The sequence below is a fragment of the Reichenbachiella sp. genome, assembly GCF_039969095.1.
GTDB lineage: Bacteria > Bacteroidota > Bacteroidia > Cytophagales > Cyclobacteriaceae > Reichenbachiella.
On sequence record NZ_JBDVOL010000008.1, the window covers coordinates 317,313 to 341,602 of the forward strand.

Annotated in this window: 16 protein-coding genes and 4 tRNA genes; 2 read left to right on the top strand and 18 right to left on the bottom strand. The window is 39.2% G+C overall.

Features of this window, described 5'->3' with window-relative positions; genetic code table 11:
• Positions 1-2 precede the first annotated feature (2 nt).
• From fusA to ABJH98_RS02740, 17 genes are all read right to left on the bottom strand, one after another.
• Entirely contained in the window at positions 3-2,108 is a 2,106-nt protein-coding gene (gene fusA, locus ABJH98_RS02660) for an elongation factor G (RefSeq protein WP_348306074.1), read from the bottom strand.
• Positions 2,109-2,120: 12 nt separating this feature from the next.
• Entirely contained in the window at positions 2,121-2,588 is a 468-nt protein-coding gene (gene rpsG / locus ABJH98_RS02665) for a 30S ribosomal protein S7 (RefSeq protein WP_084373613.1), read from the bottom strand.
• Between the two features lie 15 nt (positions 2,589-2,603).
• Positions 2,604-2,984: a 30S ribosomal protein S12 gene (gene rpsL / locus ABJH98_RS02670; protein WP_084373612.1), complete on the bottom strand. Its 381-nt coding sequence runs from the start codon at positions 2,982-2,984 to the stop codon at positions 2,604-2,606.
• Between the two features lie 119 nt (positions 2,985-3,103).
• A complete protein-coding gene (locus ABJH98_RS02675) occupies positions 3,104-3,442 on the bottom strand; it encodes a DUF3467 domain-containing protein (protein ID WP_348306076.1) in 339 nt (112 codons plus the stop codon).
• Positions 3,432-7,745 (bottom strand): DNA-directed RNA polymerase subunit beta', encoded by a 4,314-nt coding sequence (gene rpoC / locus ABJH98_RS02680; RefSeq protein WP_348306077.1) that lies wholly within the window; start codon positions 7,743-7,745, stop codon positions 3,432-3,434. Before rpoC ends, ABJH98_RS02675 begins: the two co-directional genes overlap by 11 nt.
• Positions 7,746-7,793: 48 nt before the next feature.
• Entirely contained in the window at positions 7,794-11,666 is a 3,873-nt protein-coding gene (rpoB, locus tag ABJH98_RS02685) for a DNA-directed RNA polymerase subunit beta (RefSeq protein ID WP_348306079.1), read from the bottom strand.
• A 135-nt stretch (positions 11,667-11,801) separates the two neighbouring features.
• Positions 11,802-12,179 (bottom strand): 50S ribosomal protein L7/L12, encoded by a 378-nt coding sequence (gene rplL, locus ABJH98_RS02690; protein ID WP_348306080.1) that lies wholly within the window; start codon positions 12,177-12,179, stop codon positions 11,802-11,804.
• A 40-nt stretch (positions 12,180-12,219) separates the two neighbouring features.
• Complete coding sequence (gene rplJ / locus ABJH98_RS02695; protein WP_348306081.1) at positions 12,220-12,750, bottom strand: 50S ribosomal protein L10; 531 nt, start codon at positions 12,748-12,750, stop codon at positions 12,220-12,222.
• 52 nt (positions 12,751-12,802) lie between these two features.
• Positions 12,803-13,498, bottom strand: a complete 696-nt coding sequence (gene rplA, locus ABJH98_RS02700; RefSeq protein ID WP_348306083.1) for a 50S ribosomal protein L1 — start codon at positions 13,496-13,498, stop codon at positions 12,803-12,805.
• A 16-nt stretch (positions 13,499-13,514) separates the two neighbouring features.
• The gene (rplK, locus tag ABJH98_RS02705; protein ID WP_348306084.1) at positions 13,515-13,955 is read right to left on the bottom strand and encodes a 50S ribosomal protein L11; all 441 of its coding nucleotides are present in this window, start codon (positions 13,953-13,955) and stop codon (positions 13,515-13,517) included.
• Between the two features lie 2 nt (positions 13,956-13,957).
• Positions 13,958-14,515 (bottom strand): transcription termination/antitermination protein NusG, encoded by a 558-nt coding sequence (gene nusG, locus ABJH98_RS02710; RefSeq protein ID WP_348306085.1) that lies wholly within the window; start codon positions 14,513-14,515, stop codon positions 13,958-13,960.
• Positions 14,516-14,539: 24 nt separating this feature from the next.
• The gene (gene secE / locus ABJH98_RS02715; RefSeq protein WP_348306086.1) at positions 14,540-14,728 is read right to left on the bottom strand and encodes a preprotein translocase subunit SecE; all 189 of its coding nucleotides are present in this window, start codon (positions 14,726-14,728) and stop codon (positions 14,540-14,542) included.
• Positions 14,729-14,756: 28 nt separating this feature from the next.
• A tRNA-Trp gene (locus ABJH98_RS02720) sits at positions 14,757-14,829 on the bottom strand.
• A 113-nt stretch (positions 14,830-14,942) separates the two neighbouring features.
• On the bottom strand, positions 14,943-16,130 hold the full coding sequence (gene tuf / locus ABJH98_RS02725; protein WP_348306087.1) for an elongation factor Tu: 1,188 nt from the start codon (positions 16,128-16,130) through the stop codon (positions 14,943-14,945).
• A gap of 123 nt (positions 16,131-16,253) precedes the next feature.
• A tRNA-Thr gene (locus ABJH98_RS02730) sits at positions 16,254-16,325 on the bottom strand.
• A 13-nt stretch (positions 16,326-16,338) separates the two neighbouring features.
• Positions 16,339-16,411, bottom strand: a tRNA-Gly gene (locus ABJH98_RS02735).
• 44 nt (positions 16,412-16,455) lie between these two features.
• Positions 16,456-16,538 (bottom strand) — tRNA-Tyr (locus ABJH98_RS02740).
• A gap of 253 nt (positions 16,539-16,791) precedes the next feature.
• On the opposite strand from ABJH98_RS02740, the gene ABJH98_RS02745 reads away from it, so the two are divergent.
• Positions 16,792-18,690: a M1 family metallopeptidase gene (locus ABJH98_RS02745; protein WP_348306088.1), complete on the top strand. Its 1,899-nt coding sequence runs from the start codon at positions 16,792-16,794 to the stop codon at positions 18,688-18,690.
• Between the two features lie 55 nt (positions 18,691-18,745).
• On the opposite strand, the gene ABJH98_RS02750 is transcribed toward ABJH98_RS02745, so the two are convergent.
• The gene (locus tag ABJH98_RS02750) at positions 18,746-21,235 is read right to left on the bottom strand and encodes a M1 family aminopeptidase (protein ID WP_348306090.1); all 2,490 of its coding nucleotides are present in this window, start codon (positions 21,233-21,235) and stop codon (positions 18,746-18,748) included.
• Positions 21,236-21,340: 105 nt separating this feature from the next.
• On the opposite strand from ABJH98_RS02750, the gene ABJH98_RS02755 reads away from it, so the two are divergent.
• Positions 21,341-24,286, top strand: coding sequence for a DUF2723 domain-containing protein (locus ABJH98_RS02755; protein WP_348306091.1), 2,946 nt, complete (start codon positions 21,341-21,343; stop codon positions 24,284-24,286).
• Positions 24,287-24,290 lie beyond the last annotated feature (4 nt).

Sequence of the window (24,290 nt, forward strand, 5' to 3'; positions counted from 1 at the left end):
CTTTAAACGGCCTCGCCTTTTACCTTTTTAATTACTCCCTCTGCGATGTTCTTAGGAACTGGATCGTAGTGTGAGAATGTCAATGAAGCAGTCGCTCTACCAGAAGTCATGGTTCTAAGGTCAGTGATATAACCAAATAACTCAGACAATGGTACGTCAGCTTTCACAACTTGAGAATTTCCTTTTACGTCCATTCCTTTCATCAAACCTCTACGTCTGTTCAAGTCACCTGTTACGTTACCCGTATATTCATCTGGCGTAACAACTTCAACACCCATAATAGGTTCTAGTAATACTGGACTCGCTTTTTTAGCAGCTTCTTTGAATCCAATTTTAGCAGCTAATTCAAACGAAAGTGCATCCGAATCCACATCGTGGAAAGAACCATGATACAATTTCACTTTCATGCTATCCAAAGGATATCCAGCCAAAGGACCATTGTCCATGGCAGCTTTAAATCCTTTTTCAATTGAAGGAATGAATTCTTTTGGAATTACACCACCTACAATTTTATTATCAAACTGCAATCCAGTTTTATCAAAATCCTCATCTACTGGAGACAATTCAAAAACGATATCGGCAAATTTACCTTTACCACCTGATTGCTTTTTGTAAACTTCTTTATGATCTACTAATGTCTGAATAGCTTCTTTGTAAGCTACTTCTGGAGCACCTTGGTTGATTTCAACCTTAAATTCTCTTTTTAGACGATCAATAATAATATCCAAGTGAAGCTCACCCATACCTCTCAAGATAGTTTGACCAGTTTCATGATCAGTGTTTACTACCAAAGTAGGATCTTCCTCTACCAACTTAGCAATTGCCATACCCAACTTGTCTACGTCTGCTTGAGTTTTAGGCTCAATAGCGTATCCAATTACCGGATCAGGGAAATCCATAGACTCAAGAACTATTTTGTGCTTTTCGTCACAAAGAGTATCTCCAGTTTTGATATCCTTAAATCCTACTACTGCAGCAATATCACCAGCATGGAATTGATTAATCTGATTCTGCTTATTAGCATGCATTTGGAAGATTCTAGAAATTCTTTCCTTTTTCATTGTTCTTGTGTTGAACACATAAGAACCAGAATCCAAAGTACCCGAATATGATCTTGCAAAACACAAACGACCTACGAATGGGTCAGTTGCAATTTTAAATGCTAATGCTGCAAATGGTTCGTCAGCAGAAGGCTTTCTCAAAGTTGGCTCCTCTGTGTCTGGATTAGTTCCTTCGATACCTTCTCTATCAAGAGGTGAAGGAAGCAATTCCATTACATAATCCAACATGGTCTGAACTCCTTTATTCTTAAAGGCAGACCCACAGAACATTGGCACAAAAGCCATGTCTATAGTTGCCTTTCTAGATGCCGCAATAATTTCTTCTTTAGTGATCGAATTAGGATCTTCGAAGTATTTCTCCATGAGAGACTCATCGTATTCGGCTACTGCCTCCAACAACTCTTCTCTATACTGATCCACATCGTCAACCATATCCGCAGGGATATCGATTTCTTCGAAAGTCATACCCATGTCTGCTTCGTTCCAGATCATGGCTTTTCTTTCTACCAAATCAACTACTCCTTTGAATCCTTCTTCTGCACCAATTGGCAATTGGAAAGGAACAGACTTAGTGCCCAATCTTTCTTTTACCTGGTTACATACCATTAGGAAATCAGCTCCAGCTCTGTCCATTTTGTTGACAAAACCTAAACGAGCTACTTTGTAGTTATCTGCTAGTCTCCAGTTAGTTTCAGACTGAGGCTCTACACCGTCAACTGCACTAAACAAGAAAACCAAACCATCTAATACCCTTAATGATCTGTTTACCTCTACGGTAAAATCTACGTGACCAGGAGTATCAATGATATTGATATGATATTTATTGTCTTTATAAGGCCAGAATACAGTAGTAGCAGCAGAAGTAATTGTAATACCTCTTTCTTGCTCTTGCTCCATCCAGTCCATAGTAGCGGCACCATCGTGTACCTCTCCTATTTTGTGACTTACGCCTGTGTAATACAGGATACGCTCGGTAGTGGTAGTTTTACCAGCATCAATGTGTGCTGCAATACCAATATTTCGAGTCAAACTAAGATCTCTTGCCATCGTTTCCTGTTATTAAAATCTAAAATGTGAAAATGCCTTGTTCGCTTCAGCCATTCTGTGAACGTCATCTTTCTTCTTCACAGCAGCTCCTTCACCCTTAGCAGCAGCAATAATTTCACCAGCCAATCTTTCTTTCATGGTTTTCTCTCCTCTAGAGCGAGAGTATGAAATCATCCACTTGATTCCTAGGGAAGTTTTCCTGTTCGGTCTTACTTCAATAGGAACCTGAAAAGTTGCACCACCTACACGTCTACTTTTCACCTCTACTGAGGGCATGATGTTGTTAAGCGCTTTTTTCCAAGTTTCAAGACCATTCTCACTGGTTCTTTCTTCTACCAATGCTACCGCATCGTAAAAGATCGAATAAGCAATACTCTTCTTTCCGTCCACCATAAGGTAGTTCACGAATTTAGATACTAGCGTATCTTGGAACTTCGGATCCGGAAGAATATATCTCTTCTTTGGTTTCGATTTTCTCATCTTTCTTTTAAATTATTATTTTTTGTCTTTTGGCTTCTTGGCTCCGTACTTAGATCTTCTCTGAAGTCGGCCACTAACACCGGCAGTGTCTAAAGCTCCTCTAATGATGTGGTATCTTACACCCGGTAAATCTTTTACCCTTCCACCTCTGATCAATACAATCGAGTGTTCTTGAAGGTTGTGACCTTCACCTGGAATGTAAGCATTCACTTCCTTGCCATTGGTTAACCTTACCCTAGCAACTTTTCTCATCGCAGAGTTAGGTTTCTTAGGCGTGGTCGTATATACCCTGGTACATACACCTCGTCTTTGCGGGCAAGAATCCAATGCAGGAGACTTTGACTTTGACACCAATGTCTTTCTGCCTTTTCTTACTAATTGTTGTATAGTAGGCATTTACTTATTATTTATATATTTCAATTCCTCCGAAAATTTTCGGAACGCAAAAATAGGGATTAAGTATTTCTGAACAAAATATCCTAACCCCTAATTATCTTATAAATTAATCTGGTCCGTTAAGCCTCGCCTACTGCCCCTCCAAAATTCATAGGGAATTTGGGAGAATCATCTACGTGTTTTATTGGTCCAAACGTTTGTTCGTACTTATTGATGTTATCCTGAAGCGCTGCAAACAACCTTTTAGCATGCTCTGGAGTCACCACGACTCTGGATTTTACTTTTGCTTTTGGCACTCCTGGCATCAATCGAATAAAATCAATGACAAACTCTGAATTCGAATGAGCGATCATAGCCAAATTGGCATAAACTCCTTCTGCGATTTCCTCAGACAATTCAATGTTAATTTGATTGCCTTGTTGTGGTTTATCTTGATTCTCTTCTTTCTTATTGCTCATCTGTCTGATATTCTTTTGATTTTTCGAATTCTTCTTTAGAAGAAACTAATGAATCATATTCTTCTTGAGAACCTACAATCAAATCCTGGAATTGTCTTTGTCCTGTACCTGCTGGGATCAAGTGTCCAACAATTACATTCTCTTTCAATCCGTTCAATGTATCTCGTTTACCTCTGATAGATGCTTCACTCAATACTTTGGTAGTCTCCTGGAAAGAAGCTGCAGAGATGAAACTCTGCGTACCCAAAGAAGCTTGTGTAATACCCTGAAGTGTAGGTTTAGAAACTGCTGGTTCAGCATTTCTCACCTGTACTAACTTCAAGTCCTTACGTCTCAAGCTAGAATTCTCATCTCTCAATTGTCTTGATTCAATAATTTGTCCTTGCTTCAAGTTTGGAGAATCACCAGGTTCTGTCACCACTTTCTTATCAAGAATTGAATCATTCTCTTCCATGAAGATCAGTTTATCAACAATTTGACCTGGTAAGAAAGTAGTATCACCAGCATCAAGAATATTAACCTTCTGCATCATCTGTCTCACGATCGTCTCGATGTGCTTATCATTGATTTTCACACCTTGAAGACGATAAACTTCCTGTATTTCATTTACCAAATACTCTTGAACAGCAGTTGGGCCTTTGATAGCCAAAATGTCTGCAGGAGTAATGGCTCCATCAGAAAGTGCATATCCAGCTTTTACAAAGTCATTGTCCTGAACAAGAATGTGTTTAGAAAGAGATACTAGGTATCTCTTTTTGACACCATCTTTTGATTCAATGAAAATCTCTCTGTTACCTCTTTTGATACCACCGTATGTTACCACACCGTCGATCTCTGAAACTACTGCAGGGTTTGATGGGTTTCTTGCCTCGAACAATTCAGTTACTCTTGGAAGACCCCCTGTAATATCTCTAGACTTACCCATTGTTCTTGGAATTTTCACCAAGATCTGGCCAGCCTTGATTTTATCTCCTTCGTCTACAGCTAAGTGAGCACCTACAGGAATACTATAGGTGAATTCTTCGTCTTTAGATTCAACAAGAATTGCTGGATTCTTAGTTTTATCTTTTGTATCGATGATTACTTTTTCTCTGTGACCAGTTTGTTCATCAGACTCCTCTTTGTAAGTAACTCCTTCAACAACAGAATCAAATTGAACAACTCCATCAGATGCAGATAAAATGGCTGCATTGTATGGATCCCAGTGACAAAGCTTGTCTCCTTTCTTTACTTTCTTTTTGTTTTTAACATCCAAGAAAGCACCGTAAGGCACATGATTAGTAATTAAAGTTTTACCAGATTCAGGATCAACTATCCTGATTTCACCAGTTCTACCCATAACTACTTCCACAGTATCGCCATCAGCGTTTGTAGTTTTGATTGCTCTCAAACCTTCCATTTCGACAACTCCATCGAATTTGGCTGGAATGGTAGCATCTACTGCAATATTAGAAGCCGTACCCCCAACGTGGAAAGTTCTCAAAGTCAGCTGCGTACCCGGCTCACCGATAGACTGTGCAGCAATTACGCCTACAGCCTCACCGCTTTGCGCCATGGCACCTGTAGCTAGGTTACGTCCGTAACACAATGCGCAAACGCCTTTTTTAGACTCGCAAGTCAATACCGATCTTATTTCAACCGATTCAATTGCAGTATCATCTACTTTCTCAGCTAGTTCTTCAGTAATTTCAATTCCTGCTGGAATTAATAATTCTTCAGAAATTGGATCGTAAACATCATGAACAGATACTCTACCCAAGATTCTTTCAGATAAAGGCTCAACGATATCTTCGTTGTCTTTCAATGCTGAAACATCCAATCCTCTCAAAGTGCCGCAATCTTCTTCGTTTACAACTACATCCTGAGATACATCAACCAGACGTCTAGTCAAGTAACCCGCATCAGCAGTTTTCAATGCAGTATCGGCCAATCCTTTACGAGCACCGTGAGTAGAAATAAAGTACTCAATTACATCTAGTCCTTCTTTAAAGTTGGATAGAATTGGGTTTTCAATAATTTCACCTACAGAACCTTGTAAGTTCTTTTGTGGCTTAGCCATCAAACCTCTCATTCCGCCTAACTGACGGATCTGCTCTCTCGAACCCCTTGCACCAGAGTGCATCATCATGTAGATCGAGTTAAAGCCTTGATCTTCTTCTTCTAGCTGCTTCATCAAAGTACCAGTCAACATAGAGTTGATTCTAGTCCAGATATCAATTACCTGATTGTATCTCTCGTTGTCAGTAATCAGACCCATTTGGTAGTTTTGCCATACTGCATCCACTTCCTCTTTAGCCTGAGCAACTAACTTCTCTTTCTCATCTGGAATATTAATATCCCCAAGCCCCATTGACAATCCGCCTTTGTAAGCAGACTGGAATCCTAGGTGCTTGATATCGTCAAGGAATTGAGCTGTTCTAGCCATTCCTGAGATTTTAAATACATTAGAAATGATTTGTTGCAATTTTTTCTTGGACAACAACTCATCCACGAAACCAACTTCTTCTGGAACCAACTGATTGAATATTACTCTACCAGCAACAGTCTCGATAATCTTAGTCTCTAATTCACCACTTGCAGTACGAACCTTAGTTCTTACTTTGATGAATGCATGCTTAGACAATCTTCCTTCGTTGATCGCAATTTCCACTTCTTCAGCACTGTAGAAAGTCATTCCTTCTCCAGCAACAACTTCTTTATCTGTAGTTCTCTTACCTTTAGTTACATAATAAAGACCCAAAACCATGTCCTGAGATGGTACCGTAATCGGCGCCCCGTTGGCAGGGTTTAGGATGTTGTGAGAAGCCAACATCAAAACTGATGCTTCCAAGATCGCTTCGTGTCCTAAAGGCACGTGAACCGCCATCTGGTCACCATCAAAATCGGCGTTGAATGCTGTACAGGCTAATGGGTGTAATTGAATGGCTTTACCTTCAATCATTTTAGGCTGGAAAGCCTGAATACCCAATCTGTGAAGCGTAGGTGCTCTGTTAAGCAGTACAGGGTGTCCTTTCAATACATTCTCAAGAATGTCCCAAATCACAGGGTCCTTACGATCAACGATTTTCTTCGCCGACTTTACTGTCTTAACAATTCCTCTTTCAATTAATTTTCTGATAACGAATGGCTTGAAAAGCTCGGCAGCCATTCCTTTAGGAAGACCACATTCGTGCATTTTCAATTCCGGTCCTACTACAATTACAGAACGACCAGAGTAATCCACCCTTTTACCTAATAAGTTTTGACGGAATCTACCTTGCTTACCTTTAAGCATATCACTCAAAGATTTCAATGCTCTATTTCCATCAGATCTTACGGCATTTACCTTTCTTGAATTATCGAAAAGTGAATCAACCGCTTCCTGAAGCATACGTTTCTCATTTCTAAGAATCACTTCTGGCGCTTTGATATCGATCAATCGCTTCAAACGATTGTTTCTGATAATCACTCTTCTATATAGATCATTCAAATCAGAGGTAGCGAATCTACCACCATCTAATGGCACCAATGGTCTCAATTCTGGAGGAATAACTGGCACCATTTTAATGATCATCCACTCAGGCTTGTTTTCGATACGAGTTTTTGCATCTCTAAATGCTTCAACTACTTTCAACCTTTTTAAAGCCTCTGCTTTTCTCTGCTGAGAAGTATCAGTGGCAGCCTGGTGTCTTAATTCGTATGATAATTCATCTAGCTTGATTCTTGACAAAGACATTTCTAACGCCTCTGCACCCATCTTAGCAATGAATTTGTTTGGATCGTCGTCATCCAACAATTGGTTTTCTCTAGGCAACTTATCCAAGATATCCAAGTACTCATCCTCTGTCAAGAAGTCGTGACGAGCAATACCATCTTCTTCTTTCGCTCCTGGCTGAATCACCAAGTAACGCTCGTAGTAGATAATTTGATCCAACTTCTTAGTAGGAATTCCTAGGAGGTAACCGATCTTGTTAGGTAGAGATTTGAAATACCAGATATGTGCTACAGGTACTACCAACTCGATGTGTCCCATGCGCTCACGTCTTACCTTCTTCTCGGTAACTTCAACACCACATCTGTCACAGATAATACCTTTGTATCTGATTCTCTTATATTTCCCGCAATGACATTCCCAATCTTTTACTGGCCCGAAAATTCGCTCACAGAACAATCCACCCATTTCTGGTTTGTATGTTCTGTAATTGATAGTTTCAGGCTGTGTAACCTCACCATGTGAGCTTTCCAGAATAGATTCGGGAGAAGCTAAACTTACTGTAACTCTCGAGAAGTTGCTGCTTAGCTTTTTGCTTTTTCTGAATGCCATAATTACAATCTTATATGTTAATGACCCGAAGGTCTTATGATCAATTAATTAGTCTAAAGTAATTTCAAGAGCCAAACCTCTCAATTCGTGAACGAGTACGTTGAACGACTCTGGAATATTTGGTTTGTTCATATTCTCGCCTTTTACTATGGCTTCATATGCTTTTGCTCTACCGATGACATCATCAGATTTGATGGTCAAGATTTCCTGAAGTACGTTGGCTGCACCAAATGCCTCCAATGCCCAAACTTCCATCTCACCAAAACGCTGTCCACCAAACTGTGCCTTACCACCCAACGGTTGCTGAGTAATCAAAGAGTATGGCCCGATAGACCTTGCGTGCATCTTATCATCTACCAAGTGACCTAGTTTCAGCATGTAAATCACACCAACTGTAACTGGCTGATCAAATCTGTTTCCAGACAAACCATCGTAAAGGTAAGTTCTACCATACTCTGGCAAACCTGCTTCCTTCAATTCAGATGCTACTTGAGCCATGCTCGCGCCATCAAAAATTGGAGTAGCGTATTTTCTACCCAATTTCAATCCGGCCCAACCAAGCACTGTTTCATAAATCTGACCAATGTTCATCCTTGATGGTACACCTAGAGGGTTCAGACAGATATCAACAGGCGTTCCATCTTCTAAGAAAGGCATATCTTCCTCTCTTACAATTTTGGCTACAACCCCTTTGTTACCGTGACGACCCGCCATCTTATCACCTACTTTCAATTTACGTTTCTTAGCCACGTAAACTTTAGCCAATTGTACAATGCCTGCTGGCAATTCATCTCCAACTTCCAAAGTGAATTTTTCACGCTTGAAGATTCCACCAATATCGTGTCTCTTCTTACCAAAGTTTTTGACTAATTCAAAAACCATTTTATTCACTTTTTCATCAGTAGTCCAATTATCCAACAACAAATCACCAATAAGGTTCACTTCTTCTTGAACATTGTAATTAGACTCGTCTCTATAGATATTCTTTTCTGGGAAAAGATTTTCTTCTATGTTTTTAGCATTGAATTTCACGCCTTTAGACATGATTTCATCACCAAATTTGTGTCTTACACCCTGACAAGTTTTACCTCCAATAAGCTCAACCAATTTAGCTATAACAACTGCTCTCAATTCTTTCAATTCTTGAGAGTAATTATTTTTCAAAATTTCAACTTCTCTTTTGGTCTTCGCTCTAAGGTCTTTGTCTTTCTTAGGTCTTGAAAACAATTTTGTATCTATAACTACACCTCTAAGTGATGGTGAAGCTTTCAATGAAGCATCTTTCACATCACCCGCTTTGTCTCCAAAGATGGCTCTTAGTAGTTTTTCTTCAGGTGTAGGATCAGTTTCCCCTTTAGGAGTAATCTTACCAATTAGAATATCTCCTTCTTTGATTTCAGCGCCAGTTCTGATGATACCATTCTCATCGAGATTCTTCACTGCTTCCTCACTTACGTTTGGAATCTCAGAAGTCAATTCTTCTTCACCTCTTTTTGTATCTCTAACTTCTAATTCAAATTCATCGATGTGAATTGAAGTAAATACGTCATCTCTTACAACCTTTTCAGATATTACAATCGCATCCTCAAAGTTGTATCCTTGCCAAGGCATAAATGCCACGGTCAAGTTTCTTCCCAGTGCCAATTCACCATCCTCAGTCGCGAAACCTTCACAAAGCGCTTGTCCAGCTGTTACTTTATCGCCTTTGTAAACAATAGGCTTCAAGTTGATACAAGTATCTTGGTTTGTTCTTCTGAATTTGATCAAATCATAAGTGATGTGCTCTTCATCAAAAGAAACTAATCTTTCATCATCAGAAACTTCATATTTCACTACAATTCTGTTTGCATCCACATCTACAACTTCTCCTTTTCCTCTTGCAAGGATCAAAGAACGAGAGTCTAATGCAACTCTTTTTTCCAGACCAGTACCTACAATTGGTGCTTGTGGTTTCAAAAGAGGAACTGCTTGACGTTGCATGTTAGATCCCATCAAGGCTCTGTTTGCATCATCATGCTCTAGGAATGGAATCATAGAAGCCGCTACAGACACAATCTGGTTCGGCGCTACATCCATATATTTCAAATCTTGAGGGCCCACTACTGGGAAATCACCTTCAAATCTTGCTTTGATCGTGTCATTGACAAAATTACCATTGTCGGTCAATGGAGCGTTAGCCTGCGCAATGTTGTAAGTATCCTCTTCCTCAGCGGTCAAGTACTTCACATTACTAGTCATATTCACCACTCCTTTGTCTACCTCTCTATAAGGTGTCTCGATGAATCCCATGCTATTTACTTTGGCATGGACACAAAGAGAAGATATCAAACCAATGTTTGGACCTTCAGGTGTTTCAATCGTACAAAGACGACCATAGTGCGTGTAGTGAACATCTCGAACCTCAAAACCGGCTCTTTCTCTAGAAAGACCACCTGGTCCAAGTGCTGACATTCTTCTTTTGTGAGTGACTTCCGCCAATGGATTCGTTTGATCCATGAACTGAGACAACTGGTTCGTTCCGAAGAACGAATTGATCACAGAAGAAAGGGTTCTAGCATTAATCAAATCGATTGGCTTGAACTCCTCATTATCACGAACATTCATTCTTTCTTTGATGGTACGAGCCATTCTAGAAAGTCCTACGCCAAACTGAGCATACAATTGTTCTCCTACTGTTCTCACTCTTCTATTACTCAAGTGATCTATATCATCGACAACTGCTTTTGAGTTGATCAATCCGATCAAGTATTTTACGATTAAGATAATATCTTCTGTCGTCAATACTCTCGAGTCGTTGCTTAGATCTAACTGAAGCTTACGGTTGATTCTATATCTACCAACTTCTCCCAAGTCGTATCTCTTATCACTGAAAAACAAGTTGTTTATAATATCTCTTGCCGTCTGCTCATCTGGAGCTTCAGTGTTTCTTAATTGTCTGTAAATTTGCTCTACAGCCTCTTTTTCAGAATTTGAATTATCCTTTTGAAGCGTATTGTAAATAATAGAGTAATCTGTAATATTTACATCCTTTTTATGTAGAATAATTGATTTAGAACCAGATTCTACAATCGTTTCGATGTCTTCTTCTGTGATAACAGAATCTCTCTCTAGAACGACTTCGTTTCTATCGATAGATACTACTTCTCCAGTATCTTCATCCACGAAATCTTCAGTCCAGGTTCTAAGAACTCTGGCTGCTAGTTTTCTATCAATAACTTTCTTTAATTCTTTAGCATTTGCTGGAATCTCTTCAGATAGTCCAAACAAATCCAAGATGTCCTTATCAGAACCGTATCCGATAGATCTCAAAAGTGTAGTTACTGGGAATTTTTTCTTTCGGTCAATGTAAGCGTACATGACATTGTTCACGTCAGTCGCAAATTCAATCCAAGAACCTTTAAAAGGAATGATTCTTGCTGAATATAATTTAGTACCGTTGGTGTGCTTGCTTTGTGCAAAGAATACACCAGGAGATCTATGTAGCTGAGAAACAATTACTCTCTCTGCTCCATTGATTACGAACGATCCTTTGGCAGTCATGTAGGGGATGTTACCCAAAAACACTTCTTGCTCGATGGTTTCAAAATCATCGTTGTCCTCATCATTACAAGACAATTTCAATTTTGCCTTCAAAGGAACAGAATATGTTAACCCTCTATCGATACATTCATCCACGTTGTATTTTGGTGGATCTACCAAGTAGTCTATAAATTCAAGTACAAAATTCTCTCTTGAGTCAGAAATAGGGAAGTTTTCTGAGAAAACTTTGAATAGTCCTTCCTGAATTCTTTTTTCAGCGGGCGTTTCCAACTGAAAAAAATCTTCAAAAGATTGTAATTGAACCTTCAAGAAATCAGGATAATCAATCACTGATTTTATCGAAGAAAAATTAATTCTTTCGGATTTATTTTTACTAGCCAAGGCCGTACAATTTTATGTGATAATAATGTAAGTAATTGTTTCTGCAAAAGCTTAACCAGCAGAAACAGGAAAAGACCCCGATATAAATCGGGGTCTAATATTTTAGACGTTCTTAAAACTAAAAACAGTCAAATTTTACTTAAGCTCTACTTCAGCTCCAGCTTCTTCAAGCTGCTTCTTAAGTCCTTCAGCTTCGTCCTTAGCAACACCTTCTTTTATAGCTTTAGGTGCGCCATCAACTAGTTCTTTAGCTTCTTTCAATCCAAGTCCAGTTAATTCCTTAACTAACTTCACGATCGCCAATTTAGCTCCTCCTGGAGATTTCAAGATCACGTCGAAAGAATCTTTTTCAGCAGCAGCTTCGTCTCCACCACCAGCACCAGCTACCATTACAGGAGCGGCTGCAGCAGCAGGCTCAATGCCATGCTCTTCTTTCAAGATTTCAGCTAATTCATTTACTTCCTTTACAGTTAGTCCTACCAACTGATCAGCGAATGCTTTTAAATCTGCCATTTTATTTTAGTATTTAATATTTAATAATTTGAAACCAATTTTAACGTTCTGACAACGTCTGTACCAATCCTGATAAAGTCTGTCCTCCGCTCTGTAGAGCAGATACAACATTCTTTGCAGGAGATTGCAACAATCCAATAATCTCGCCAATAAGTTCGCTTTTCGACTTAAGTTTAGCAAGCGTATTTAAGTGTTCCTCACCAATAAAGAGATCGTAATCGATGGAAGCTCCCTTTAATTTTGGTCTATCAGCACTGTCAGCTTTTTTAAATTCTTTGATGATCTTTGCAGGGACATTTGCATTTTCTGCTCCTGTGAACATCACCCCTGAAAAACCTGTTAACACTTCATCGTTCAATGAAGAAAAGTCAGCATCAACAGTTTCCAAAGCTTTTCTTATAAGTGTATTTTTCACCACTTTGTATTCTACACCATTATCAAAACATTTCTGTCTGAAATCGTTTACCTCTGCTACAGTTAAACCTGAAGCGTCAGTAAAATAGAAATTACTAGTTTCCTTGAATTTCTCAGACAATTCTTTGATAACGACTGCTTTTTCTGCTTTAGTCATTTTGTTCTTTATTTAGAATCCTGCCGCAAGCGACATTGATTATAAAAGCTTTTTAAATTCCAGCTGAGGCTTTGTCAATTGAAATACCAGAGCTCATTGTACTTGAAAGACTAATGTTTTTCATGTAAGTACCTTTTGCACTAGCAGGCTTCAATTTATTAACCACATTGATCAATTCCATCGCGTTATCTTTGATTTGTTCAGCAGTGAAAGAAGCCTTTCCTACACTTGCATGAATAATACCAAATTTGTCAACTTTGAAATCAATCTTACCAGATTTCACCTCTTGTACAGCTTTTGCTACATCTAATGTCACCGTACCAGACTTAGGGTTTGGCATCAATCCTCTTGGACCTAATACTCTACCTATTCTACCTACTTTAGCCATTACTGTCGGCATAGTCACGATTACATCAATATCAGTCCAACCTCCTTCGATTTTCTTAATATATTCATCTAATCCAACGTGATCTGCACCAGCATCTTTAGCTTCTTGCTCCTTATCAGGAGTACATAGTACAAGAACTCTTACTTCTTTACCAGTTCCATGCGGAAGTGTCGCAACTCCTCTTACCATCTGGTCTGCCTTTCTTGGATCAACTCCTAGCCTAATATCAACGTCTACTGAGGCGTCGAATTTAGTTGTAGTGATGTCCTTTACTATCTGCGATGCCTCCTCGATGGAATAATCCTTCGTGTTGTCATACCTCTCAGCAGCTAGCTTTTGACTTTTCGTTAATTTCGCCATGTTAATTTTAAATTAATTAGGCCCAAGGGGCTTTACCACTTACTTTTATACCCATGCTTCGAGCTGTACCAGCTACCTGCTTCATTGCTGATTCTATTGTAAATGCATTCAAATCAGGCATTTTAGTTTCAGCAATATCTTTCACTTGATCCCAAGTTACGCTACCCACCTTATCGCGATTAGGCTCCGAAGAAGCCTTTTTCAGTTTTGCAGCATTAAGCAACAAGACTGGCGCAGGAGGAGTTTTAATAACAAAATCAAACGACTTATCGGTATATATTGTAACAAGCACAGGTAATACCTGTCCCGCTTTTTCCTGGGTTCTGGCATTAAATTGCTTACAGAAGTCCATAATGTTAAGACCTTTACTACCTAGAGCAGGTCCTACAGGAGGAGAAGGATTGGCTGCGCCACCCTTTATCTGTAATTTTAAGTAACCACTAATTTCCTTAGCCATTTTTACTCTGTTTTTTCTACTTGTATATAATTAAGTTCTACAGGTGTGTTTCGTCCAAAGATTTTCACCATTACATTCAGCTTCTTTCTTTCTTCGAAAACCTCTTCTACATTACCTGTAAATCCACTGAACGGACCATCCATTACTTTTACAGTTTCTCCGACAATAAAAGGAGTATCCAATTTCTCTTCGAATTCATCTACTTCTTCCACTTTACCCAAAATTCGGTTTACCTCATTTTGTCTCAGAGCGACTGGAGTCTTGGTAGGACCGCCATCGTCGGCACCTAAAAAGCCAATTACACCCGGTATTTTAGTGATTGTATGTTGTACTTCGCCGTAGTTCAGATCTGCAGAAATAAGGATGTAACCCGGGAAGAAATTTCTTTCTCTAACGCGTTTTTTTCCATTTCTCATTTCATACACCTTTTCTGCAGGTATCATGACTTGAGGAATGTACTCTTCAAAACCCATTCTAGAGATCTCCATTTCCAAGTAGGATTTCACCTTTTTTTCTTGTCCACTGACTGCACGAACAACGTACCACTTAAGTTCACTCATAATAGCGGGACTATTTTTGACTTGTTATAGATTATAAAACCATTTTAATAGATTATCGAATCCGAAATCTATTATTCCAATGAATATTGCGAAGATCAGGGAAGCGACCAATACCAAAACTGAACTACTCTGAAGCTCACTGTATTTAGACCATGTAACTTTATGGACCATTTCGTCATAAGACTCTTTAAAAAAGTTGATCAATTTTGTCATTACTCAAATCTTTGCTTTTAAACATTTGCACGGGTGGAGAGACTCGAACTCCCAACCAATGGTTTTGGAGACCACTACTCTGCCAATTGAGCTACACCCGTGTATCCTTCAGCCCAAAAGGACTGCAAAATTAGAATTATTTTTGATTATAAACAAATGCGCTTCATTAAAAAATGAAACGCATCTGATAATCTTATGATATCTGTAGTAGACCTTAGTCTAAAATCTCAGTAACCTGTCCAGATCCAACTGTTCTACCACCTTCTCTGATTGCAAATCTCAATCCTTTTTCCATTGCGATTTTGTTGATCAAAGTAACTTCGATAGTTACGTTATCACCAGGCATTACCATTTCTACTCCTTCAGGAAGCATGATTTCGCCAGTAACGTCAGTTGTTCTTACGTAGAACTGAGGTCTGTATTTGTTAAAGAAAGGAGTGTGTCTTCCACCTTCTTCTTTTGACAATACATAAACTTCAGCTTTGAAGTGCTGGTGAGGAGTAACAGAACCAGGCTTACAGATAATCATACCCCTTTTGATGTCGGCTTTCTCAACACCTCTAAGAAGGATACCTACGTTATCGCCAGCTTCACCTCTATCCAATATCTTTCTAAACATCTCAACTCCAGTTACTGTAGACTTCATGTCTTCAGCACCCATACCGATAATGTCTACAGCGTCACCTGTGTTAGTAACACCTCTTTCGATTCTACCAGTTGCAACAGTACCTCTACCAGTAATAGAGAATACATCCTCTACAGGCATTAAGAAGTCTTTATCTACAGCTCTTTCTGGAAGCGGAATGTAATTATCTACGGCTTCCATCAACTCTTCGATTTTAGCAACCCACTCTGGCTCACCATTCAATCCACCAAGTGCAGAACCAGCAATTACTGGAATATCGTCACCTGGGAAGTCGTATTCAGAAAGTAATTCTCTTACTTCCATTTCAACTAGCTCAAGCAATTCAGCGTCATCCACCAAATCTACTTTGTTCATAAATACAACCAAAGCAGGAACACCTACCTGACGAGAAAGCAAGATATGCTCTCTAGTTTGTGGCATCGGTCCATCAGTAGCAGCAACCACGATGATCGCACCGTCCATTTGAGCAGCACCAGTAATCATGTTTTTCACATAATCGGCGTGACCAGGACAATCTACGTGAGCATAGTGTCTGTTTGCAGTTTGATATTCGATGTGTGAAGTATTAATTGTAATACCTCTTTCCTTTTCTTCTGGAGCGTTGTCGATAGAAGAGAAGTCTTTCATTTCTGCTAGACCCTTGTTCGCAAGAACTGAAGAGATCGCAGCAGTCAAAGTTGTCTTTCCGTGATCCACGTGACCAATTGTACCAATATTCACGTGAGGTTTCGAACGGTCAAAGGTTTCTTTAGCCATGTCTGAAAATTCCTATTTTAGTTAAATATTTATTATATAAAAAAAGGCTACACATTATATATATAGCACAATTACTCAAACCAATATTAGCCCTTTTAATTAAAAAGGCTTTCAGAGATCAAGAGCCAATGACGGGATTTGAACCCGTGACCTCTTCCTTACCAAGGAAGCACTCTACCCCTGAGCTACATCGGCTTGAAAAATTAAGAGCGGGAGACGAGGCTCGAACCCGCGACCTACAGCTTGGAAGGCTGTCGCTCTACCAACTGAGCTACTCCCGCTTAAAGTTTTCACTGATTTAATTGGTTGTTAAATCAGGCCAATGTGGGGGGAACAGGATTCGAACCTGTGAAGACATAAGTCAACGGAGTTACAGTCCGTCCCAGTTGGCCGCTTTGGTATCCCCCCTTGTTTCAATAAATTGAGAACATTCCTCATTCAAATTGAAGCATAATTCGCTCCCGTTTTTCTTAAGGAAGTGCAAAATTATATGCTTTTGATTCTTATTCAAATTTTTGCAAACTTATTTTCAGCAATATTTATTTTTTTTGATTCGCATTCTTTTAAGCCCGTTTAAACAGCATTTTTGTCGAAAATCAAACATTAATTTTATTACTTCACCAGATCATTAGATTTACCAAATAAAAAACAATAGATACCAATGATAAAAAAGATCACAAATCTCTTTCTCCTCTCTATAAGCTGCAGCTTACTAGTGGCAAGCTGCTCAGAAGGACAAGAATCGAATAATACTAAAGATACTACTATGGAAGCTTCTGACTCTCATTCTTTTGCTCGACCAAATGAAGCAGTGGTTACACACTTAAACTGGAATGCAAATGTAAATTTTGAGTTGAAAAAAATTGAAGCGACTGCCATGCTGACAATTAATACTTCGCCAGAAGCGAAGCAATTGATATTGGATACAAAAGATCTAACTATCAACTCTATTATGAATGGCAATAATGAAGTTTTGAATTTTGTATTAGGTGAATCACAACCGCATTTGGGTGCTCCTCTGACAATTGACATCACACCACAGACTAAAAATGTGGTGATTGCTTATGAGACTTCAGAAAAGGCCGAAGCGCTGCAATGGCTAGAGCCGAGTCAAACTACTGACAAAGCCTATCCATTCTTGTTTACTCAATCACAGGCCATATTAGCTCGATCATGGATTCCTATCCAAGATTCTCCAGGTATTCGTTTTACTTATGATGCTCAAGTAAAAGTGCCAACTGAATTATTAGCAATGATGAGTGCTTCAAATCCTACAGAAAAAAATGAAAGTGGTATTTACAATTTTGAGATGAAGCAGGCCATTCCGGCATACCTAATGGCACTGGCTGTTGGCGATGTTCAATTCAGTTCGTTGGGACAAAGAAGTGGAGTATATGCTGAACCTTCTGTATTGGCTAAATCAGCTGCTGAATTTGAGGATTTAGAAAAAATGATCAGCGCTGCTGAAAAATTGTATGGCCCATACCGATGGGATCGATACGATCTTATTGTGTTGCCTTCTAGTTTCCCATTCGGCGGTATGGAGAACCCAAGACTAACTTTTGCAACACCTACAATATTAGCTGGCGATAAATCCTTAACGTCTTTGGTCGCTCACGAGCTGGCTCATTCATGGTCTGGCAATTTGGTAACTAATGCCAACTGGAACGACTTCTGGTTGAATGAAGGATTCACAGTTTATTTCGAATACCGAATCATGGAAGCTGTATATGGAAGAGATTATTCTGAAATGCTTGCGCTACTGTCCCTACAGGATTTGAAAGCAGAAATAGAAGAAATGAAGGCAGACGGCAATTTCAAAGACACTAGTTTGAAATTGGAACTGACTAACAGAAACCCTGATGATGGATTAACTGCTATTGCTTATGACAAAGGCTATTTCTTCTTAAGGCTCATGGAAGAGACTGTAGGTAGAGAAAAATGGGATGCATTCTTGAAAGATTATTTTACTAGTAATTCTTTCAAAACCATGACCACCGAACAATTCATTGACATTCTTCAAACTCAATTGTTTGATGCTTATCAATTGGATATCGAGCCAGCCTTTTATGAGGCGTGGATATACACGCCTGGATTGCCTGATAACTGCCCAGTGCCTGTATCTGATAAATTTGAAAACGTAGATAAGTCATTGGCTACATGGACTGCCAATCAAAGCAAAGAGGAACTACAAACTTCTTATAATAGTGACAACTGGACTACACATGAGTGGTTAAGATTTGTTCGCGGTCTACCAGATTCACTCTCTACTGAGCAAATGACGAATCTGGATCATGCGTTTGGATTCACCAACACAGGTAACAGTGAAATTTTTGATTTGTGGGGCGTACATGTCATTGCCAATCAATACGAGCCCGCTTACGAAAAACTTGAATCGTTTTTGGTGAATACCGGAAGAAGAAAATTTTTGATGCCTTTATATAAAGAGTTTGTAAAAACACCTGAAGGCACTGAGATGGCTAAAGCCATTTATGAGAATGCACGACCAAATTATCACTTTGTAGCAAGCAGCTCGATTGATGAGTTGTTAGGGATGTAAGAGATTTCACCTCAGAGTCCTCTTCGAGTGACTCTGAGGACATTACATTTTATTGTCAAATCCCCTCGTAAAGCTCTATCAATCGCTGATCTTCCTCGTTCTCTCGGATCTTTTTGAGTTTGGCTTCTATACCGGATATGTCCGACATCAATACTAAGGCCTGATAAGCAGAGAACCGCGCCATGTAATTCGAGTTTTTAAGCGCTATTTCTTCAAATTGGGGAACAGCTGCCTTTCTGTATTCATCTGGCGCTTCCAATAGTTTTTCTGCATAGGCTTGAATAAAATAGAATAAAGTATTTCCATCCAGTCCTTTCATTCGATTTTGAAACCAATCGAAAGAGTTTTTGTGCTCTTGATAGAGATAATATTCGGCCAGCATGATCACCACATTTAAATTAGTCACTTCTTTCTGATTGGCTAAAAAACTAGCGGGTAATTCTATCTCATTTCCGGTAAACTGGGATATACCTGACGCCACCACCAAATAAGATGAATCATTCAGTGCTTTATCAAATTCAGCGCGATACTTTTCAAATCCATCTACTCCTAAATAAGCCAATGCATAACTTCTTACTTGTGAGCTTGAATCTTTCAACAATTGAACAACTTCCGTTTCGTATTTCTTCAGCTTAACTTCTTCATCCATCAAAGATTCCAAAGCATATTGACGCACCATATAATATGGGTCTTTGAAGGCTTGTCTTAAAACTTGATCAATCAGCTTCTTGTCTTTGAATGCATATAAACTATCCAAAATCTCAATTCTGCTATATAGACTCCCGTCCTTTACAAACTGTGTATAATACTCTTGCTCCGTTTTAGGATGATCAATAACTCCCAACAATTGGCGCTCGCTATCGAAGATGACCACATCGGGTTTTTCGTCCATAGGAAACTGGTATGTCTCATAGGCTTCATTGATGATTATGGGAAAACTCGCCAGCTCATCACCCTTCCAGATGTCTACGAAAACTGGCAGCTGAAATATTGGCATATCATCTTCGGTTTGAATCTGAGCTACTGTTAAAGTCAAAGTATCATTCTCATATAGATGCCTGACTTCCAATTCAGGGTGGCCAGCAAAAAAGAACCATTGATCAAAAAACCAGTTCAAATCCTCTCCTGTCACCTCCTCAAATGCGATCCTTAGTTGAGCTACTTCTACAGACTGAAAAGCATTGTCCTCTAAATATTTTTTAACTCCAAGAAAGAAAGCATCGTCTCCCAAATAACTTCTCAACATGTGTAGAACAGCCGCTCCTTTGTTGTAAGAGTGTGAATCAAACATATCGTCCGGATGTTCATAGTAATATCGAATGAGATTTTTAGGTTCTTCGGCAGCTTCAATAAAATAAGCTTCTTGCTCGACAAGAAATGAATAATCAGCATGATCCTGACCATATTTATATTGATTCCATAGGTATTCAGAATAACTCGCAAATCCTTCATTCAAGGTCAAATTGGACCAAGATTCACAGGTAACCAGATCTCCAAACCATTGATGCATCAGTTCGTGCGCAATAATCGCATCCCAATTATCATCTATCAGATATCGACTGTCTACATTGAGTTGCTCATAAAACAAGGAAGCCGTGGTATTCTCCATTGCTCCAGATACATAATCGCGAACTACAATCTGATCATACTTTTTCCATGGATATGGATATCCTAGTATCTCAGAAAAGAACGTCATCATTTCTGGAGTGTTTCCAAATATGTCTTTTCCATATTTCCCAAAATCTTTTTCCAACCAATAGGCTAAAGGCACGCCATTGCACTCATCTGTAGTAACTGTGAAATCACCAACAGCCATCATAAATAAGTATGGCGGATGCGGTTGATCCATCACCCAGATATCCGTTCGTTTTCCGTTTGGTTCTTCGATTTGTTCTGTAAGCAATCCGTTAGATAATGTCTTGAATTTATCCTGAATAGTAATTTTCATTTTCTGCGTACTGCGCTCGTTTGGAATGTCTATGGTAGGAAACCAACCCGAGCTCGCTGCCGTCTCACCTTGTGTCCAGATTTGCTGCGGTTTGTCAGGATCAGAGCCGTCGGCATTAATAAAGTATAAGCCTCTATTTTCTTCGATTGCTTCACTTCCACTTACTTCGCGCTCATAGGGCTTTGCCGTATATTCTATGCTTACTTGGATCGTGTCATTCCGAGAAAAGGCCTTACCTAAAGGAATTAATATTTCCCAACCATCATATTCAAATTCAATTGACGTTCCATCAACATTAAGTGACTTTATGTCCATTCCTTTGGCATCAAGCACTAACTGTTCTTGCTCATAAAACAATGGCTTTAAATCCAAAGTGGCTTTCCCATGGAGATAACGCTTTTCCCAGTCAAATGAAACAGCTAAATCTGTGTGGAGCAAATCCCAAGTTCGAGAAATTGAACCACGATAAGTGAGTAGTTCTGCTTCCATCAATTCTTCAGAAACAATAGCTGCTTCTGAATTGGTTTGCGCCATTCCATTTTCTTGAATAAGAATTAAAAGTCCTGCAATCAGGGAAAGACCTTTTGTATACTTCATACTTTTCTAATTAAGTGTTCCATTTTCAGCGCCCCAAGTTAACCTTTATTAACCTTTTGGTTTGATCAAATATGACTATTTTCGCCAGTTAAATTTCCAATTTTTATGAGCGATTACAATAAATTAAACAATATAACCGGTTGGATCATATTCATTCTGGCCACCACAGTATATGCCCTTACAGTAGAACCCACGGCTAGTTTTTGGGATTGTGGTGAATTTATAGCGGTATCCTACAAACTTGAAGTGCCGCACCCTCCTGGAGCTCCCTTCTTTTTATTGCTAGGAAGGTTGTTTTCATTTCTCGCAATGGGAGACGTGACTCAAGTGGCCTATTGGATTAATATGCTCAGTGTGTTGAGTAGTGGATTCACCATACTATTCTTATTTTGGTCTATCACTCATATTGCAAAAAAATTAGTTGAGCCTGACACAGCACACACCAACTTCGTAATCATTGGAAGTGGGCTCATTGGCGCACTGGCCTACACATTTTCTGATTCATTCTGGTTTTCAGCAGTTGAAGCTGAAGTATATGGAATGTCTTCATTCTTTACAGCCTTTGTGGTTTGGGCCATGCTCAAATGGGAAAACATCAAAAATCCTTCTGATGAAAACAGATGGATGATTTTGATTGCTTATATGGTTGGATTATCCATTGGAGTCCATTTATTGAACTTAGTTACTGTTCCAGCATTAGCGCTAATCTATTATTTTAAGAAAAGAGAGAAATTAAGCACACGTGGCATTATCACAACTATGATTGCCAGTGGTGCCATTGTTCTCATTATTATGGAAGGTGTGATTCCTGGGCTTCCAAGCTTTGCTGGAAAAATGGAAATATTCTTCGTGAACAATTTGGGACTTCCATTTGGTTCTGGAATTATATTTTTCATCACTCTATTCTTAGGCGGTTTGATCTATGGGATTTATTATTCCATCAAGTCTAGCAACGCTACGCTCAACACGATTTTAGTAAGTTTTGCTTTTATTCTCATCGGGTATTCGTCTTATTCTATTGTGTTGATACGATCGAATTATAACCCTCCGATTGACGAAAACAACCCTGAGGATGTATTGAGTTATGTATCTTATTTGAAAAGAGAGCAATACGGAAGTAGACCTTTACTGCATGGACAATTATTTACGGCTGATATTGTAGATCAAAAGAAAGGCGCTCCTGTTTACACTAAAGGAGAGGACAAATATGAAGTATCAGATTATAAACTGGAATACATTTACGACCCAGCGCATACCTCTGTGTTACCACGAGCTTATAGCAATCAGCCAGGTCATGTACAGCGCTATAGAGAGATTTTAGGATTGAAAAAAGGGGAAAAACCTAGTTTCGGCGACAATTTAGAATACATGTTCAAGCATCAATTGGGCACGATGTATTTCCGCTATTTCATGTGGAATTTTGCGGGTCGTGCTTCTGACATTCAAGGAGCTGATTGGGTAGGACTGAATGACGCATTCGGAAAAGTACCCCCCATGCTTGAGGAGAACAAAGGAAGAAATATCTTCTTTATGATTCCTCTTATTTTAGGTATCATCGGTTTGACCTTTCAATATTATAAAGACCCAAGAAATTTTGCATTTGTGGGTATGCTCTTCTTCTTAACTGGTGCCGCTGTTGTACTTTATTTGAATTCACCACCTACTGAACCAAGAGAAAGAGATTATATCTATGCAGGCTCTTATTATGCTTATGCCTTTTGGATTGGATTAGGATTCATCGCCATATTCAATGGGATTATGGCTGTAATCAAAAAGGGAATTCCAGCGGCTGCAATAGCACTAGTTATTTGCTTATCAGCACCAATAATTATGGCCTCTGAAGGCTGGGATGACCATGACCGATCAAACAGGTATTTCTCTGTAGATTCAGCTAAGAACTTTCTGGCTTCGTGTGCACCCAACGCCATCATTTTCACCGGTGGTGACAACGACACTTTCCCATTGTGGTATGTGCAGGAGGTAGAAGGATTCAGAACTGACGTGAGAGTCATTGTATTGAGTTATTTCAATACGGATTGGTATATCGCACAAATGATGCGTGATGCCTATGAGTCGAAACCTTTACCGTTTGGTTTAACACTAGACAACTACAAACAAGGTGGGCTGAATGACTATCTACCATTAGTAGAAAGACAGAATATCAAAGGCGGCACGATGAACGCTTCGCAGTTTATCAAATTGATCAAAGAAGAACACCCGGCTTTAGCAGTTCCTACATCTATTAGTAGTTATAATTCTGTACCAGCTAAGAATTTTTATCTGCCAGTTGATTCAGCTAAAGTGATGGGCATGGGCATTATTCCTGAGCAGTTTGCCTCAAGGCTATCTGATCGTATGACCTGGAGCATGAAAGGTCGAGGTCTTGAAAAGAAAGATTTGGCAATTCTTGACTTGATTGTTAACAACAATTGGGAGAGACCTATTTATTTCAACAATACGTCGGCATCAAGTGTGAATTTCAATTTGAAAGATTATATGGTTCAGGAAGGAAATGCATTCCGCTTGTTACCAATCAAAAATGAAAACTCAGGTGAAATGTTTGTTGACACGAACATCATGTTCGACAACATGATGAACAATTTCTACTGGAGAGAATTGGATAATCCTACGGTCTATTATTCTGAAGATTATAGAAACTTTGTTTTGAATCACAGAGCCAGTTTCAATACATTGATAGAAAACCTTTTGGCTGAAGGAAATATTGAAAAGGCGAGAGAGGCTGTTTTGAAATGCTTGGAGATTATGCCTGATAATGTAATCAGATACGACCATTTCAGTGTTCAGCAAGTAGGCTACTTGATATTAGTTGGAGAAGAAGAAAAAGCCACCGAAATGGCAGAGCTGATTGCACAGCGTTCAGATGAAATGCTCACTTACTTATATAGTACGGGCACTTTGGACAGATTTGAATTGCAAAAGAACTTAATCTCACTAAGTGAGTTGGCTAGAACTTTCAGAGGCACTGAAAACCTAGAACTAGCTAGCAAATACGAAGAGCTCTTCAGGAAACACTACGACCTGGCGCAATAAGCTA

Bases quoted from the DNA above. Each gene is read 5' to 3' on its own strand.
- fusA (WP_348306074.1), bottom strand. From the start codon at position 2,108: ATGGCAAGAGATCTTAGTTTGACTCGAAATATTGGTATTGCAGCACAC.
- rpsG (WP_084373613.1), bottom strand. From the start codon at position 2,588: ATGAGAAAATCGAAACCAAAGAAGAGATATATTCTTCCGGATCCGAAG.
- rpsL (WP_084373612.1), bottom strand. From the start codon at position 2,984: ATGCCTACTATACAACAATTAGTAAGAAAAGGCAGAAAGACATTGGTG.
- ABJH98_RS02675 (WP_348306076.1), bottom strand. From the start codon at position 3,442: ATGAGCAATAAGAAAGAAGAGAATCAAGATAAACCACAACAAGGCAAT.
- rpoC (WP_348306077.1), bottom strand. From the start codon at position 7,745: ATGGCATTCAGAAAAAGCAAAAAGCTAAGCAGCAACTTCTCGAGAGTT.
- rplL (WP_348306080.1), bottom strand. From the start codon at position 12,179: ATGGCAGATTTAAAAGCATTCGCTGATCAGTTGGTAGGACTAACTGTA.
- rplJ (WP_348306081.1), bottom strand. From the start codon at position 12,750: ATGACTAAAGCAGAAAAAGCAGTCGTTATCAAAGAATTGTCTGAGAAA.
- rplA (WP_348306083.1), bottom strand. From the start codon at position 13,498: ATGGCGAAATTAACGAAAAGTCAAAAGCTAGCTGCTGAGAGGTATGAC.
- rplK (WP_348306084.1), bottom strand. From the start codon at position 13,955: ATGGCTAAGGAAATTAGTGGTTACTTAAAATTACAGATAAAGGGTGGC.
- nusG (WP_348306085.1), bottom strand. From the start codon at position 14,515: ATGAGTGAACTTAAGTGGTACGTTGTTCGTGCAGTCAGTGGACAAGAA.
- secE (WP_348306086.1), bottom strand. From the start codon at position 14,728: ATGACAAAATTGATCAACTTTTTTAAAGAGTCTTATGACGAAATGGTC.
- tuf (WP_348306087.1), bottom strand. From the start codon at position 16,130: ATGGCTAAAGAAACCTTTGACCGTTCGAAACCTCACGTGAATATTGGT.
- ABJH98_RS02745 (WP_348306088.1), top strand. From the start codon at position 16,792: ATGATAAAAAAGATCACAAATCTCTTTCTCCTCTCTATAAGCTGCAGC.
- ABJH98_RS02750 (WP_348306090.1), bottom strand. From the start codon at position 21,235: ATGAAGTATACAAAAGGTCTTTCCCTGATTGCAGGACTTTTAATTCTT.
- ABJH98_RS02755 (WP_348306091.1), top strand. From the start codon at position 21,341: ATGAGCGATTACAATAAATTAAACAATATAACCGGTTGGATCATATTC.